General features: G+C 46.7%; 11 protein-coding genes. 1 reads left to right on the top strand and 10 read right to left on the bottom strand.

Annotation, left to right across the window (positions count from 1 at the left end):
- Positions 1-15: 15 nt before the first annotated feature.
- Positions 16-1,026 (bottom strand): phosphotransferase family protein, encoded by a 1,011-nt coding sequence (locus tag M1D71_RS09925; RefSeq protein WP_458126301.1) that lies wholly within the window; start codon positions 1,024-1,026, stop codon positions 16-18.
- Between the two features lie 74 nt (positions 1,027-1,100).
- Positions 1,101-3,419, bottom strand: coding sequence for an alpha-xylosidase (gene yicI / locus M1D71_RS09920; RefSeq protein ID WP_458126300.1), 2,319 nt, complete (start codon positions 3,417-3,419; stop codon positions 1,101-1,103).
- A 172-nt stretch (positions 3,420-3,591) separates the two neighbouring features.
- Between yicI and M1D71_RS09915 the strand changes: the two genes are divergently transcribed.
- Positions 3,592-4,506: an AraC family transcriptional regulator gene (locus M1D71_RS09915; protein WP_458126299.1), complete on the top strand. Its 915-nt coding sequence runs from the start codon at positions 3,592-3,594 to the stop codon at positions 4,504-4,506.
- A 246-nt stretch (positions 4,507-4,752) separates the two neighbouring features.
- Here M1D71_RS09915 and M1D71_RS09910 read toward each other — a convergent pair whose 3' ends face one another.
- The 8 genes from M1D71_RS09910 to M1D71_RS09875 all read right to left on the bottom strand — a co-directional run bounded on the left by M1D71_RS09910 (position 4,753) and on the right by M1D71_RS09875 (position 16,581).
- Positions 4,753-5,673, bottom strand: coding sequence for a hypothetical protein (locus M1D71_RS09910; RefSeq protein ID WP_458126298.1), 921 nt, complete (start codon positions 5,671-5,673; stop codon positions 4,753-4,755).
- Between the two features lie 384 nt (positions 5,674-6,057).
- Positions 6,058-7,917, bottom strand: a complete 1,860-nt coding sequence (locus tag M1D71_RS09905) for an adenine deaminase (protein ID WP_458126297.1) — start codon at positions 7,915-7,917, stop codon at positions 6,058-6,060.
- A 310-nt stretch (positions 7,918-8,227) separates the two neighbouring features.
- Positions 8,228-10,603, bottom strand: coding sequence for an RNA polymerase recycling motor HelD (gene helD, locus M1D71_RS09900; protein WP_458126296.1), 2,376 nt, complete (start codon positions 10,601-10,603; stop codon positions 8,228-8,230).
- A gap of 247 nt (positions 10,604-10,850) precedes the next feature.
- On the bottom strand, positions 10,851-11,342 hold the full coding sequence (locus M1D71_RS09895) for a pyridoxamine 5'-phosphate oxidase family protein (protein ID WP_458126295.1): 492 nt from the start codon (positions 11,340-11,342) through the stop codon (positions 10,851-10,853).
- 115 nt (positions 11,343-11,457) lie between these two features.
- The gene (locus M1D71_RS09890; protein WP_264929488.1) at positions 11,458-12,525 is read right to left on the bottom strand and encodes an FUSC family protein; all 1,068 of its coding nucleotides are present in this window, start codon (positions 12,523-12,525) and stop codon (positions 11,458-11,460) included.
- A 371-nt stretch (positions 12,526-12,896) separates the two neighbouring features.
- Positions 12,897-13,622 carry an HD domain-containing protein gene (locus M1D71_RS09885; RefSeq protein WP_458126294.1) on the bottom strand — a complete coding sequence of 242 codons (726 nt, stop codon included), beginning with the start codon at positions 13,620-13,622 and terminating at the stop codon, positions 12,897-12,899.
- A gap of 1 nt (position 13,623) precedes the next feature.
- Positions 13,624-15,063, bottom strand: a complete 1,440-nt coding sequence (locus tag M1D71_RS09880; protein WP_336761119.1) for an NAD-dependent malic enzyme — start codon at positions 15,061-15,063, stop codon at positions 13,624-13,626.
- A 189-nt stretch (positions 15,064-15,252) separates the two neighbouring features.
- On the bottom strand, positions 15,253-16,581 hold the full coding sequence (locus tag M1D71_RS09875) for an IS3 family transposase (RefSeq protein ID WP_458126293.1): 1,329 nt from the start codon (positions 16,579-16,581) through the stop codon (positions 15,253-15,255).
- Between the last annotated feature and the right edge of the window lie 66 nt (positions 16,582-16,647).

The raw sequence follows: 16,647 nt of genomic DNA, 5'->3' as shown, positions 1-16,647 counted from the left end.
CATTCCTCCTACAAGTTAGTTGTATTCCAGTTGCTTCCATTGCTCCATTAAGTCCAGTGTACGCTGGCGATACTTCTGACCATCTTCAAGTTGATTGACCTGATGTTCGTGGACATACGCATTAAAATAGGAAGAAAGTATTCGGTAGGCAAGCCTGCGTGCCTGTCCTTCAGCAGATGAGTCCAGAGGACGATCATATCCTTCATGGAAAGCCACCGACTCTGTCGACAATATGGCTTCAAACTCTCTGTCGGCAAACATGGATCGGTCCCCGTCAATGATTGCCGCAATGTTTAGCTCACCTAGTTTCTCGTGGACAAGTACATTGGCTTCCCACAGGTCATTATGAACGAGTACCGGACGGGTCACCTGATCAAATAAGTCTTTATTTTTCATGAATATGGCTGCGATCTCTTCCCCAACACCTGGCATATACTCGGCTTGTACCGCTTTATGTGCCGTTTCTTCTGCAAATGAGTACAGCACCTCAGACCAATGATCCGAGCCTTTAATCGTCCCATCCCCCTGCGGCCAGCCAAACGATGTGCCTTCAATCTGATGCATGATTCCGGTATAAACGCCAAGTTGCTGGTACAATCGTTCTTTATCTGTTTCCGTAATCGATGAATGATCCAACTGCTTGCTTGGGATAAATTCCATAAACATGTACGTTCTCGGAATGATAGATCCGCTGTCATCACAGGCAATAATGTTTGGAGCAGCAATGCCTGCCTTACGATAATATTCATACACGGCCGGTTCAGCCACCATCATCGTACGCTCAAACGAAAAAAGCGGATCAAGGACAGAAATATCCGAATGCTCTGCCCGCTCGGGGGCCAAACGTAAAATTACATCCGTATATGATGCATGCTCAAGTTGAATCCGATAGGTTGTATTAAACAGACCCCCTTGCAGGAGACCAAACCCCTTCACTTTGGTATCGCTTCCATAACTTTTCTCCACCAGATGATGCAGCATCTCTGATGATATCGTGCGGTGTAAATCCGAATTCGTTGTACTCATTTCATTCGATCTCCTATCTTCGTAGACAAACAGACGGCACCTTTCGGTACCGTCCTTTCGTCTACTATATCATGTTACAGTTGAATTGTAAGCGCAGTTGCACCTGTTGCTGCCGCAATGACAACACCATTGGCACCAGACACTTGGGAACCACCTTCAACGCTGGATACACTCTCAATCCCGCGAAGCACGATGTTCCATGGTTTACCTGCGCCTTCAGCACGAACGCCCAGCACTGATCCATTACGTGTAACGTTAACTGTCAGTTCCTGTTCAGCACCTTGGTTCACAACGACAGCTTGGGCCGTTTGACCGTCAGCCAGTTCGAACAAGTGCAAAGACACATCATTCGCAAAGTCATAATCCGGTTTGCTATCCACAGCACCGACAGCGATCAGGCTGTTTGGCTTAACCATCATTGGCAGTGTCTTGAAGTCATGGTTTTCACTGATCCAGCGTCCACCTTGTACTTTAGCTCCAGTCAGATAGTTCGTCCATGTTCCTTCAGGCAGATAGTAACGGACATCGCCTTCCTTGTTGAAGATTGGAGCCACCAGGATTGAATCACCAAACATATATTGAGTATCCAGGTTGTAAGTTGTTGGATCCTCTGGGAAGTCCAGCAGCATAGCGCGCATCATCGGAATACCTCTTACCGTCGACTCTACCGCAGAATTGTACAGATAAGGCATCAGGCTGATTTTGAGTTTGGTAAAGTCACGAACAACGTCCACAGATTCCTCGTCAAACAACCAAGGCACACGATACGAAGTGCTTCCGTGTAGGCGGCTGTGAGAAGATAAAAGTCCGAATTGTACCCAGCGTTTGTAAACGTCAGGGCTTGCCGTGCTTTCAAAACCACTGATATCATGGCTCCAGAATCCGAAACCGGAAAGACCAAGCGACAAGCCGCCCCGAAGGGATTCAGCCATGGATTCATACGTAGAAGAGCAGTCTCCGCCCCAGTGAACCGGGAACTGTTGACCGCCTGCTGTTGCAGAGCGTGCAAACAGGGCAGCTTCGTTTTTGCCAATCTTCTCTTCAAGCAATTCAAATACAGCTTTGTTATAGAGCTGTGTATAGTAGTTGTGCATTTTAACCGGGTCAGAGCCATCGAAGTACACGACATCTGTCGGAATTCTTTCACCGAAGTCGGTCTTGAAGGAATCCACACCTTGATCAAGCAAGACTTCCAGCTTACTCTTATACCAATTCACAGCATCCGGATTCGTGAAATCAACCAGAGCCATACCTGCTTGCCACATATCCCATTGCCATACACTGCCATCCGCTGTTTTTACCAGATAACCGTTCTCCATACCTTCATCGAACAAGTAGGATTTTTCTGCAATATACGGGTTGATCCAAGCACAGATTTTAAGACCCTTGTCTTTCAGACGTGCAAGCATGCCTTCCGGATCCGGGAACATCGCTTCATCCCATACGAAATCAGACCATTGGTATTCCTTCATCCAGAAGCAGTCAAAATGGAATACAGAAAGCGGAAGATCACGTTCAGCCATACCATCTACGAAATGGTTAACCGTTGCTTCATCGTAATCTGTTGTGAATGATGTTGTCAGCCACAGACCAAATGTCCATGCTGGTGGAAGCGCTGGTTTACCTGTTAATTTCGTATAATTATCAAGTACATCCTTAGGATTGTCACCACCGATAATGAAGTACTCCAGCGTCTCTCCTTCTACGCTGAACTGCACTTTAGATACGTTCTCAGATGCAATCTCATACGATACACGTTCAGGATGATTTACAAATACACCATATCCTTTATTGGACAAATAGAACGGAATGTTCTTATATGACTGCTCACTGCTTGTACCGCCGTCCTCATTCCAGGTATCTACGATTTGGCCATTCTTAACAAACGGTGTGAAGCGCTCACCCAGTCCGTAAACATATTCACCAATACCGAGATCAAGCTGCTCGCGGAAGTATGCTTCCTTGCTCGGCCCTGTAATATAACCAGCCGCTCTTTGACCGCTACCTGTAATCCGTTTCCCACCATACAGGAAGTTGACGTCCCATCCGTTCGTTTTGTCGATTTGAACTTCCAGGTTGCCGCTTTTCAAAATAGCACCTTGTTCATTTTTCGAGATGTCCACGTTCGCATCTTGCGTGTTAAGCTCAAATTCAGGCCCTTTTTTCACTCCACCCTTATGGTGATTCAAGGTTACACGAATAACGTTAGGCATAGGTGAGCTGTACGTTGCTTTAAGCAAAGTTCCGTTCAACGTGTCGCCTTTGGTGCGAATATATTTAGTTGCCGCATATACGGTCAAAGAATCCCCTTTTTGCACAATATCACGAATGTCAGTCGGGTTTTGAATGTGGTACCCTTCACGAGTCATCCAGAATCCATCAGTAAATTTCATGTTTTCTTTCCCCCTTTGGTTATACTATAATAATATTGATATTAATAATGAATTTCTTCTGATATTTTGACCAAATATATCACGATTTTGATATTAAGCATCCGATTCTTGAACAACAACACCAAACTATGGAAACGATTACATTAATAATGAAATAAAAGGAGTCGTTGATATGGAACGTGAACGATTACGGGAAGACCGAATACACGGCAATGCCATGTATCCTGTCAGTGTATACCCTGATATTCAACAATTAAATGGCGACAGCATTCTGGATTGCCACTGGCATGATGAGATGGAGTTCACCATGGTGACCGAAGGCTGCGCCGTTTTTCAGATTGATATGAACACTGTTGAGGTGAAGGCCGGAGAGGCAATCTTTATTAATCGAGGCGAGATTCATGCGGGCTATCTGAAGGGTGAAGTTCCCTGCGTATTCTCTTCCATTGTGTTTAATCCGGAGCTGCTCGGCAGCCGTACTTTCGATACGGTACAGGAGAAATTCATCGGTCCACTGATACGTAAAACGGTGATTCCCCCTTTTCATATCCAGGCAGATGAGGATTGGGGGCAAGAAATTCTGGATCACCTGAAACGTATATTTGCGGATCATGCTACCAGAACAGAAACGTGTGAGATGTCAACAAAAGCGTACCTGTACCTCATATTTGCCCGAATGTTCGAACACATGAGATCTGCTCCGCTCAAAGGCACCGTGACTACAGGAAGTCACGACAAGATCGAGCGCCTGAAATCCGTGCTCGGCTATATCCACAAACGTTATCCCGAACCATTGAAGCTGAAAGAACTGGCCGATGAGGCCAATATGAGTGAAGGACACTTCTGCCGTTTCTTCAAACAAATGGTGCAGAAAACCCCCGTTGATTACATTAACTATTACCGTGTTCAACAGGCCTGCGTTCAGCTTGAGAATACGGATCACAAGATTGTTGATATCGCCATGGATGTGGGTTTTGAGCATCTGAGCTACTTCATCACCACCTTTAAAAAGCATAAAGCCACTACGCCTTCACAGTATCGCAAACTGTTCTATGAGAACGTAGCCACAGCTTCCGCCCTGGTCTAGGAAATACGACACTCTGGAAGAGCGGTCAGATAGCGTACTTGAGCATAAAATCGCCCTGTGTCGCTACAATTCAGCAACAAAACTAAAGAAGGTGCTCGCAGCTAACAGGCTGCAAACACCTTCTTTATCTACTTCCCTCGAAAGAAAGAAAGAACGAACGAAATTATCTAATAAGACATGACGTCTCAGTTAAAACCTCATTACCTTCGCTGCTGCTCACCGTGCACTAAGGAGCTTAATAGAGGCTCACTTTCTCATTGTCTTCCATGAAGTGTACTCATGTACGGAGAACCCGTTAAAGGATGCATGTGCTGAAGCCATTTTTTCGACCAACTCCAATTGTGCTTCCATATAAGCAGAACCTTCTTCATAGAAGGTGATGAAGTCACCTTCCTTGCTTTGCTTCGTTTCCACAGCGATGGAGATCGTCTTGCCGAGCAGAGCCGCTTCCGCAAGCTCATCCTTGGCTACACTATAGATTGCAGCAGCTGTATCGCGGTAAGCCATGATGGTGATGGAGTCAAACTTGCGGATCATCCAGCTGCTAACGGCCATCGTTGAACCCGGAATTTTGTAGTTATCCAGCCAGAAAGGCAGATCAGCCGCAACTGGTATCTTCATTCGTGATGCTCGCTCAACAATATACTCGACATTTCCTTGCCACTGCGTAATCACACTGGCCTGATTGATTTTCCACTGTGGATGCACATGTGGCTCAATATCCAGATGAATACCGGCAAACTTTTCATTGGGCAAAGCCTCAGCCTGATACGCTTCGATCCAGTCCAGGAAGGAAGCAATCTGTTCCCGACTTTCCGTCAGTCCCCAGGCTGATCTCCCATCCATGACGTCCACCGCAATGTTCTTCGCTCTGGCCTGGCTGATAAAGCTTTTATAATCCGGAATCTTCACATCCCGGTTCATCTGCAGATAGATCGTATTGATCTTGTTCGTTGTCGCAAAATTCAATACCTCTTGTGGATTGCTTCTGATCTGGGTTGTATCCCACACCCACGTTGCTCTCACTGGCACATCAAGCTTCCCATGAATCGTTTCATAGCTATCAACAGACCCAATGGCAACGGCTTTCGAAGTATAGGCTGTACTTGCACACAGGATCAGACAACTAAGCAATAAGATAAAACGGTAACCCCTTTTGTTTTTCATATTTGTACACTCCCTCTGAAGTTATCAGCTCTAACGTGCAGATCCGGATGAAATTGTGTCGTTTCATATTCATTTTATGAAGCTTATTTCATTACGACGAATTAAGATTGCTTCTATATGCAATATCATCTCTAAGACTTACGACGAAAGAATCATATAACTTTATTTCGGGAATTCACAGTTCTGTATGTATAGTTCTAAAGTCACAATTATCATTGACTTTCTAAATTACCTCTTATTTCATCACGACTTGGTCATTTTTTCCATATCAATACCAAGCCCCAGAAGACCTATAAAGCGTTTTCTTCAGAAAAGCACAAAAAACCGCCCTAAGGCGGCTTTGCAATTATCGTAGGTTAATGATGCTCTACTCGAAATTTCCGTTTATTCATTACCCACTGGAGCTACCGGTGTACCGTCAACCACTTCATCGAAAAGGGACACCAGTTCAATGCCGTCTGCCGAGATCCGGACAAGCCCCTTGTCAGACAATCGCAGTTCTGGAATCACAACCAGCGCTAACAGCGAAAGTGTCATGAACGCATTATTTAACGTACATCCTGCGGACTGTAAGGCTTCACTGACTGCTGCCGATTGGGCTGCAACCACTTCGAAAGATTCGGTTGACATCAAACCTGCAATCCGCAGCGGGAATTCAGTTACACCTGCTGCTGTTACCACAGCTACCCCACCTTGCATGCGAATAACGCGGTTACCGGCTTCAGCCATTAGCGCATCATCATTACCGATAATCAACAGGTTATGACTGTCATGAGCAACTGTCATCGCAATCGCTGCCGGCGATGTGAAGCCGATACCTCCAACCAGCGCCACCGCCCGATTACCGGTTTGTTTGTGACGCTCCAATACCGCGATTTTGCATATCTCCCCTGAAGTTGAAACCACTACCTTGCCATTCTGCACCGCTACAGGCAGGTGTTTCTCCTTCGTATCCACATGGTTCTCTGTCACATGAATGATTTTGGCACCAATAGCCCCCTCTGCAATCGGCGCTACCAGTTCCAGCTCCTCTGGTTGTATATTGGCTTCCAACTTCACCGTGTTCAGTGCTTCCTCGGGATACGTGAAGCTGTCCCAGGCTGCCGTCATTTTCCCGTTCTCGGCCACAACTTGCCCGGCAGCAATCGTCATGCCTACACGTACATCCGCCAGACGGCCATCCAGCAGAATGATGTCCGCTATATTACCCGGTATCACCGCACCAATGTCGCGTGCAACACCGAATCGCTCAGCCGTGTTAATCGTTGCCATCTGGAAAGCCGTGACGGGCTTCACGCCTTGGGAGATCGCTAGACGAACCACAAAGTCCATATGTCCTTCTTTAAGCAGCGACTCAGAGCTTCGATCATCTGTAACCAGCATCATCCGGCGTGTATCCAGTCCAAGCTCGGTGCAGGCTTTGATCGTCTCTGCCACGTCATGCCATGCGGAACCCTGGCGCATCTTTGCATACATCCCGAGACGCAGACGTTCCACCACATCTTCCATGGTCACACATTCATGATCCCCTGTAACCCCACTTGCCGCGTAAGCTGGCAGACGCCAGTCATCTGCTGCCCAGGTAAAATGACCGTCTGCCACTTTGCCAGCACGGAGGGTCGCCTGTATCTCACCGATCATTGTCTCGTTCCCGTATACGACTCCAGGGAAGTTCATGACTTCCCCAAGGCCAATCATGTCCGGGCCCCACGAAAGGGCTTCAGCGACCTCTTCAGGTCCTATGTAAGCACCCGTCGTCTCCAGTCCGGGGTGAGTTGAAGGCACACAGGAAGCAACCTGCATATAAGCAGCCATCGGTGTGGTCCGCGCTTCATCCAGCATCAGTCTCAGACCTTTGAGTCCGAGTATGTTCGAGATCTCATGCGGGTCAAAGAAACCCCCGGTTGTGCCTGAAGGCAGCACCGCTCTCGCAAATTCGGTTACTTTCATCTGTGTACTTTCGATATGGCAGTGCCCATCGAGCAGACCAGGAGCGATATATTTGCCGTTTGCTTCAATAATCCGGGTGTGTTCTCCGATAGTGTGGCTTACATCTTTACCGACATAAGCGATTCGAGCTCCCTGCACGGCTATGGACATTTCAGGTAAAATTTCACCCGATATCACATTCACCAGCGTACCTCCCCGAATGACCAACGTCGCCGGCAAATCTCCCCGTGCTGTAGCAACCAGATCCGGTACACAATCGGCCATAAGCGGCCGTTCAAAAGATGGTTTGTTCATGTTGCTGCCTCCTTCATTAATAAACGATCCAAAAAAATATATTGTTTCGATTATATGAGTCCCGACCTCATGTGTAAAGAAAAATCACATCCATTGTGCCTGATTACAAATTACGAAGTCATATTTATCGATGAAATCCAATCCTTACGAACTCACGTCAGGAATTATTCAATATGTTCCCCTGTATCTGGGCTACAACATCCTTCCCCTTGGTATGCCGATTATTTCCTGTTATATGTATCATACACAGAAAGACTCCCGTTCCAATGAACGGAAGTCTTCTGACTACCTATAAACAGTGAGTATTAGGTCAGTCTACTTGAGCAGCAGACACCTTGCCAAGATCATACCATTCTTCCGACTGGGAGGTAATGAACGGGCTCGGTGTACCCACACAATAGACATGCAGCAGATGCATCGCTCGCGTACAAGCCGTGTAGAACAATTTGCGTTCATGCTCCTGTGCATACTGCTCTGCAGAACCATCATAGATTAGAACAGCGTCAAATTCTACGCCTTTGGCCAGATAAGCTGGAATGACATGAACACCCTGCTCAAAAGCCAGTGTCGTTTTCTTGATTAACTTCGGTGCTGTTGGCAGTTGCTTGCTCAATGCAGCATGTACTTCTTTGCTCTCTTCCGCAGTCTTGCAGATGACTGCAACCGATTCATACCCCTCCTTAATCAAGTGCTTGAGGTCAGTCGTAATGACATTCATATGACGCTCTGAATCAGAAGAAACGATAACTTTTGGCTTCTCGCCACTACGATTAAATGGAATGATCTCTTCCCCGCCAGGTACCATGCCGCGGGTAAATTCTACGATCTCCCGGGTAGATCGGTAGCTCCTGGTCAGCTCAATGACTTCCGTATTGTCTGGTCCGTACAGGTTAGTTAATGGTCCTGTTCCACTTAGCACTGAAGAGTGGGCATAGATGGCCTGGTTAAAGTCTCCGAGTGCTGTGATCTTCGCCCGTGGGAACAATCTTTTCATAAAGGCCAGCTGAAACGCAGAATAGTCCTGGGCCTCATCAATAATGACATGACGAATATTGGAGTTAATATGGAATCCAAGCATAAGCTCGCGCAGATACAAGTATGGCGTAATATCTTCATATGCCAACTCCTGAAGCTTCAATCTGCGTAAAGTCATCTTACAGATTTCTTCCCATTGGGCAGGTAGCGCTTCTTCACCCAGCAGTCGCACCATCTGAGCCTGATCGTTGAACAGATGCGCATATAATTGTCGTATATCGACAAATCGTAATGACTTGATCCATTTTCTCAGCGGTTTGAGTCGGTCACTGACCACCATACGTGCCAGAATTTCTCTTTCCTGCTCAAAGTCATTAAACGTATGGGTCTTTCCTTTTTGCTTGCGCTTCAAGCGCTGATAGGCACGTTGCAGATCCTCCGGCTCCATCAGATCAAGCTGCTGATCGACCCAAGGCGCATCCAGTTCACCTTTACCAAAGGCAGACAGTTCTTTCAGCATCCAGTCCCGCAGCATCTCCAGTCGACTCACCAGCTTGACGGATGACTCAAAACTGTAGAACTTCTCAGCCATAGCCTCTGACGTGACAATCGCTCGGCCCTGGAAGCGAACCGGCTTGAATTTCATACCACCTGACAGCATGCTTTCCTTATAACGCGTAATGACCCTCAGAAAAGATTCAGATGACTTGAATTTAATGCTGGACATGCGAATATCGTAATCAGGATCTTCCGTGCCCGTTAACACATATTCGAGCTGAATGAACGGATCTTCCAGTTGATATTCCCGACCCAAACGGCGTTCCAGATACTCCTGGAAGGTCGTTTGCAACATGTTTTCCTCCCCAAGCTCAGGCAGTACCGTGGAGACATAACTGTTGAACATTGGATTCGGCGAAAAAAGAACCATCTGATCCGCTTGCAGATGCTCGCGGTATTTATAGAGAAGATAAGCTACCCGCTGGAGCGCCGCGGATGTTTTGCCACTGCCTGCTGCGCCTTGCACAATGAGCATGCGTGTCCGGTCATTGCGGATAATTCGATTCTGCTCCTTCTGGATGGTCGCTACAATACTCTTCATCTGTGCATCCGAAGTTCGACTGAGCACGGCCTGCAACAACTCATCGCCAATCGTTACCCCTGTGTCAAACATGAAGCGGATACGTCCGTCCCGAATGACGAACTGCCGCTTCATCTCTATATCCCCGCTGATCTCCCCGCTTGGTGTATGATACGTGATTGGACCCGGCGCTCCGTCATAATACAGATTGGAGATTGGCGCACGCCAGTCATAGACCAAAAAGGATTCCTCCTTCTCATCCAGCAACGATGCAATGCCCAAGTAAATGCGTTCTGCATTTGGATATCCATCTTCTTTGAAATCAATCCGGCCAAAATACGGTGAATGATGCAGTCGTTTCATTTTGTCCAACGCAGCCGCTGTATTCAGATGGCTGCGCTCCCGATCGGACAGGACCTGTGACTGCTGCCGCATGCTGGTAGAAGTCTCCCCGACATCATCCGCTTCACTGAAGTTCATCGTGACTTCGTCCCAGAAGTCTTTTCTCATACCGACCACTTCGTCACGGAAGGAACCAACTTCATCTTCCAGCGTTGTGATCTTGCGTTCAATCTGATCGGTCACGGTGTTGACCCGTTGTTGTTCCTCATTCCATTGCTGATCTGTACTCATATGTTAATAGCCCCTCTTTCCCCGGATTGTGTCCTCAAAATCCCATTTGACAAGCCCGAAAAGGCAATGGTATAATTATTAGAAAGTAAACATTTTGGTTTTATGTTAATTAGTTCTAATTTTCTGAAAACCATTTTTTATTCTACCAGTGACAGCGTCCCGATGCAAGCGGAGGCGTTTTTTGTTGTTTTCTTCTTCATTATTATTACCCAATCACTGGGTCCTCAACGGATCAAGCTACCAATCCCTACTTACGTAATTCTTCAATCGTCTCTTGCCAGCGTGTTATCGCTCCAAGTTCATCTTTTAATTGAAAAGTTATTCCTGAAGTAATCTCCGCATACGGCGCATGATCCACACGTACATCAAGTACTTGAGCTTCAAAGCGATCTCTCGGATGAATGGCCTCCTTCATCTCAGGCAGAAGTTTTACTTCTATACGGATATGCAACAATCGTTGTCCTTGAACCGCAATCAAGGTAGCCTTGCCTGTTTTGCTCATGTTCATACTGGTCTGTGTACCCTGCCATAAAGCCAGTCTAAGCTGATGCGGATTGATCGCAATCACTTCCCCCATACTGATCATCGCCTGATGCGGCCACTGATCCTCAGATACGGTCAGGAGTTGCAATGCTTCATGCTGTTTATGCTCCAGATTAGTCCCATTCAACCATTCCATTAATTCAGCATCCAATTGATCTATGATCATATCTCTATCCCTCAGTTCGTTAAATTTCATTCCATATTCCTTCAGGCCATTCAGCCGTATGTATGACAAACAACCCGGACACGGTTGTCCGGGCAATGTTGTCATTCCATTGTATATGATCGCGAAGCAGGTGTGCAATTTGTTCTTAAGGCCACTTAAGCCAGTTCAAGATTTTGTCCTGTGATTCTTTGTCTTCACTGGAGCTATGCACATGTTCGGCAAGTCGATTCAGACGTTCCAGCTGATATCCGTAGTCATAGATCGCAGCAGCCACGATGGATAATCGTAACATCCCGTCCTTGTCGATATCAAACTCAGTGATCGCCTGCTCCATGAAACGATCATTATCTAATACAAACTGCGCGGCCTCTTCTCCATTCGGTTTCAGTTTATCCTCGAACTTGAGAAGTGCGTGCTCATGGAACTTGATAACCAGTTCCAAATGGGAGTCAAAAAACTGGTCCATGGCTGGTGTCCGCGGTGCCTGAAAATAGTGGCGTTCCACCGAATCCAGCACCTCGTATCCTTTTTGCAGACTCAGCAGCATCTGTTTATAGACCACCATCTGCCGGGTTTCGCTGAATTTCGAACGCTTCATCTTCTTCTGTTCCTCTTCGAACAAGTTATACTTATCGGACAGAGATTTAATGGAGCCGCCCAGATTGTTTTTCTCCTCCCGGAATACAACTTCCTTAATCTCATCCGAGATAGAAGTTCGCAATAGTAACGACATACCGCTGAAAACACTCTGAATTTGCTTGACGAACTGAACCTTTGGTTTGGGAGGGAATACTGTGATGTTAATGAGAAATGCCGATACAATACCCACCAAAGTCAGCAGAAACCGATTGAGTGCAAAGTGCCAGTCACCCGAAGCTTCCATAATCGATACGACCGTGACCAGTGTCAGTCCAACCGTCTCACCCATATTCAATTTAAGACAGATCATGATGACAAGTACAATAATTAATCCAACAGCAATTGGCTCATTGGACAACACCATGCCCCCCACCAGGGCCACAATGGCTCCGAGTGTGGTCGTTTGCAGCTGATCCAGGAAGTACTTCCAGGAACGATAGATGGAAGGCTGCATGGCAAATATAGCCGCGATTGCGGCAGGCACGGGAGATTGCGGGTTCAAGAACAGGCTGCTAAGGTACAAGGCAAGCGTAACCGCGATCCCCGTCTTAAGTACACGTGCACCAAATGACATGGTGAGCCCCCCTCCTTACCGAACCTGAATTTTTACATTTGATGATCATCTTCATTATTACCCCATATTTCTTTTTTTGCCTGAATTCTTTCAGGAGAACGATTTATTGTACCATGGAAGATCTTCCGTTGCCATGTCATAAGTCAGAAAGTGACCATTCATAGCGAGAGAGCGCAACCAAAAGCTATGCAAACCTTATTTTATTCCATTTCATAAATCACTAAAAATAGAGTATTGATTCATTTATGTATGTTAATACACATTATTAACCCAAAAAGAAGCAAATCTTCAAAATGGATGTTCGCCACTTCAAAGATTCGCCTCTGTTACTTATTATACCTCTGTGGAATCAGCCTGCTGATCATGCCTGCCTACCGATCCGTACCCTCCCACTCTCTTTTGAACTGCTCCACGAACTGCACCATATAATCATGACGCTGCTCCGCCAGCTCCTTGCCATAGGACGTATTCATCAGATCCTTGAGCTTGAACAATTTTTCGTAAAAGTGGTTTATCGTTGTGCTGCGCCCATTGCGATATTCCTCACGGGTCATCTGCTCCCGTGGGGGAAGGGACGGATCGTACATCTCGCGCCCTCTCGCTCCTGAAAAGGCAAAGGTGCGCGCGATCCCAATCGCACCCAGTGCATCCAGACGATCCGCATCTTGTACAACTTGTGCTTCAAGCGAACTGACCGCAGGACGCTGGCCCCCTGCATACGAGATGGTGCTAATAATACCCACAACCGCTTCACGTGTATCCGAATCCAGCGGCTGAGTATCCAGCCAGTCATTCAGTTTCGCCATCCCGGCTTCCATGCTTTCATTCAACTTCTCATCCGGCACATCATGTAATAAGGCAGCCAGTTCACAGATGAATGGATCTGCCCCCATTTGGTGAGCGAGTTCCACTGCAAGTGCAGTGACCCGTTCGATGTGCGGCCAGTCATGACCATCCGTATGCTTGGATGAGTCCCCTAGAACAAAAGATCGAGCAGCTCGCAGAACAGCCTCCCCTTCGGTTGTTCCGTCCACATTTTGCATGTGTCCTGATCCTTGCACGCTCGCGCTGGATGGTTGAAGAGGGTTCTCTTGCATCCTACGATTCCCCGCCTTCACGGGCCTGTTCACGCGGTATACGCCGCGCCACTCCTGTCTTAACAGCTGCTTCAATCACGCGATTGCGCATCGATTTGACGACTTTATCATTGAACACACTCGGAATAATGTAATAGCGTGTACGCTCTTCGTCCGTAATGGCCGAAGCAATGGCTTGAGCGGCCGCCAATTTCATTTCTTCATTAATTTCAGTAGCACGGCAATCCAGAACTGCTCTGAACATGCCCGGGAAACATAACACGTTGTTGATCTGATTCGGATAATCGGATCGCCCTGTCGCCATAACGGCCACAATGTCTTCCACCAAGGCAGGCATAATCTCAGGTACAGGGTTAGCCATCGCAAATACAATTGGGTCTTCGGCCATGGTCTGCACGTCTTCACGAGTTAACAGATTGCCTCGTGACAAGCCAATGAACACATCGGCTCCACGAATGACTTCACGCAGCGAACCCGTTTCCAGTTCCGGGTTGGTACGGGCTGCATAGTCACTCCAGACTTCATTCTCATAGGTTTGTGTCCGTACAATCGCCCCCTCACGATCAACACCAATAAGTCGACTGGCACCAGCAGACAATAATATGTTGCTGCAAGCTACACCTGCTGCTCCAATACCGCAAACCACGATCTTCACATCACGAATGGACTTGCCTACCAGTTTGAGCGCATTGATCAGACCGGCATACAACACAACCGCTGTACCATGCTGATCATCATGAAATACTGGAATATCAAGTTCCTCGTTCAGACGACGTTCAATCTCGAAACAACGTGGTGATGAAATATCCTCGAGATTAATACCGCCAAAACCAGGTGATATCGCTTTCACAGTACGAATGATTTCCTCGGTATCCTGTGTGTCCAGACAGATGGGGAAGGCGTCCACGCCTGCAAACTGTTTGAATAACATCGCTTTACCTTCCATGACCGGCATCGCTGCGCGGGGACCAATGTTGCCCAGTCCAAGCACCGCACTGCCATCGGATACCACGGCTACTGTGTTCCGCTTAATTGTCAGCGAGAATGCTTTCCCCGGTTCTTCCGCAATCGCTGAACATACCCGGGCTACATCCGGAGTGTACACACGCGACAGGTCTTCCCGATTCTGAATCGGGGTCTTTGGAGTCACTTCGATCTTGCCGCCCAAATGCAGCAGGAACGTGCGATCCGATACGTTAATGATGGATACACCTTTGAGTTGGCGAACACCTTCTATAATTTTGCTGTTATCCTGTGCATCTGTTACCGCGACGGTCAAATCGCGCACACTGACATCCTGATTGGTCGAAATGACGTCAATGGCAATGATGTCTCCACCAGCTTCCGAGATGGCCGAAGCCACTTCACCAAACTTGATATCTTTAGTTGTCATTTCCAGCCGAATAATAATGCTGTTGCCGTCCAGATTTCTCTGATTCATTTCAATTCCTCCCAGACTGTAAGTCTTGAGTTACAAGTTACCTGTTTGTCTTCGCTGCGCGGACACGTTTATCCTTTATCTTGTCCAGAAAAAGTCGTTCAACAGCAATTACATAAAATAAAAAAGACACCCTGAACACCTTTAACTAATCTGGACCCTCTGTCAAGGACACTTTGAAAAAAAAGAGGATTAGGCCACACTTAAAAGGTGATTCCTGTACTGTACAGGAGTCATCTTTTTTAGTCCCCATTGATATCGGTGATAATTGTAATAACGAATATAGCGGTTAATTTCTTGTTGCAATTCGGCCAATGTTGTACAATTGCGACTGCTAACATGATCTTTCATATGACCGAAGAAGGACTCCTGTGGAGCATTGTCCCAGCAGTTACCTCTCCGTGACATTGATTGTCCAAGACCATTTTGCTTCAACAATGTTTGGTAGATTGGGCTCGTGTAGTGGCTTCCTTGGTCAGAATGAATGAAGGCCTCTTTATGGAGTTTCAAGCGTTTTTGTCTTTTTAGTGATGTAATGGTGTTTGTAGCTAACGATAGATGTAGAGACTCCGAGAGGTTATGAGCAAGCAGTTCCCCTGTGGAGGCATCCAGAATGGTTGAAAAATAAGCCGTCTGCGAATTGCCGTACGAAAGATAAGTAATGTCGGTAAGCAACACGAGGCCTGGGATGCCTTTCTTGAAGTCCCTCTGCAACGTATTGGGTAACGTACGGTGTTCTTGTGTAGCTTTAGCCATACGCCGATAGGGATTAGCTTTTCGATGTGGACATACGAGGTTGAGTTTTTTCATAAGCCTCCGAATACGCTTCAGGTTGTAACAAGTTTTATATTCGTTCTCCAACGTCATCTTAATCGATCTGGAGCCCTTTTTGTAGCCTCTTCGGTTGAATGCTTTCTTAATGAGTATACCTGCTTGCTCATCCATCTGTACACGCTTCTGGCGACTGTCTGTGGAGCTCAAATAGTTGTAATACCCTGAACGAGACACGTTTAACAGTTGACAAAAATACCGTGTCATTCGCCCGAAGCCTTGTTGAACCATCTCTTGAATCAGTTTAAAACATTCACTCTGGTTTAGGTTTTCGCTGTTTGCTAACAGCCCCCTTTCGTTCCTGTCTGACTTTTTTACGTATTCAAGCTGAGCCTCCAGAAGCTTAATCTTTGCTTCTTGTCTGGTAATGATCTCGTCAGAGGACAAGTCTCGTTTTGAAGGACGTAGCACGGCTTCTTTACGGGAGTCCGCAAGCCCAATAATTCCATCTTTCTCATACGCTTTCTTCCAGCGATCTGCACACTGTTCGATGCGCTTCATCCCGAGGACCTCCACATGAAACCCACTTGATTCGAAGATCTCTCTTGGTGTTCTCCCTAACAAGTACTGATCGATGAACAAACGCTTGAATTCATCTGCGTAGGTTAGTGATTTTTCACTGACACGTATGACATACGGATGGTTAGATAACTGTTCTTGCTCAACTTGACTAAAGTATTTTTTACTCATATGCTCGCCTCCACTGTTCATTTCAGTATACAAAAAGGTACCCATACACTAAACACTTCTTTTTCA

It is taken from the genome of Paenibacillus sp. Z3-2 (assembly GCF_054161325.1).
The sequence above is the reverse complement of the archived record's forward strand: the minus strand, read 5'-3'. Positions and strand labels throughout refer to the sequence as shown.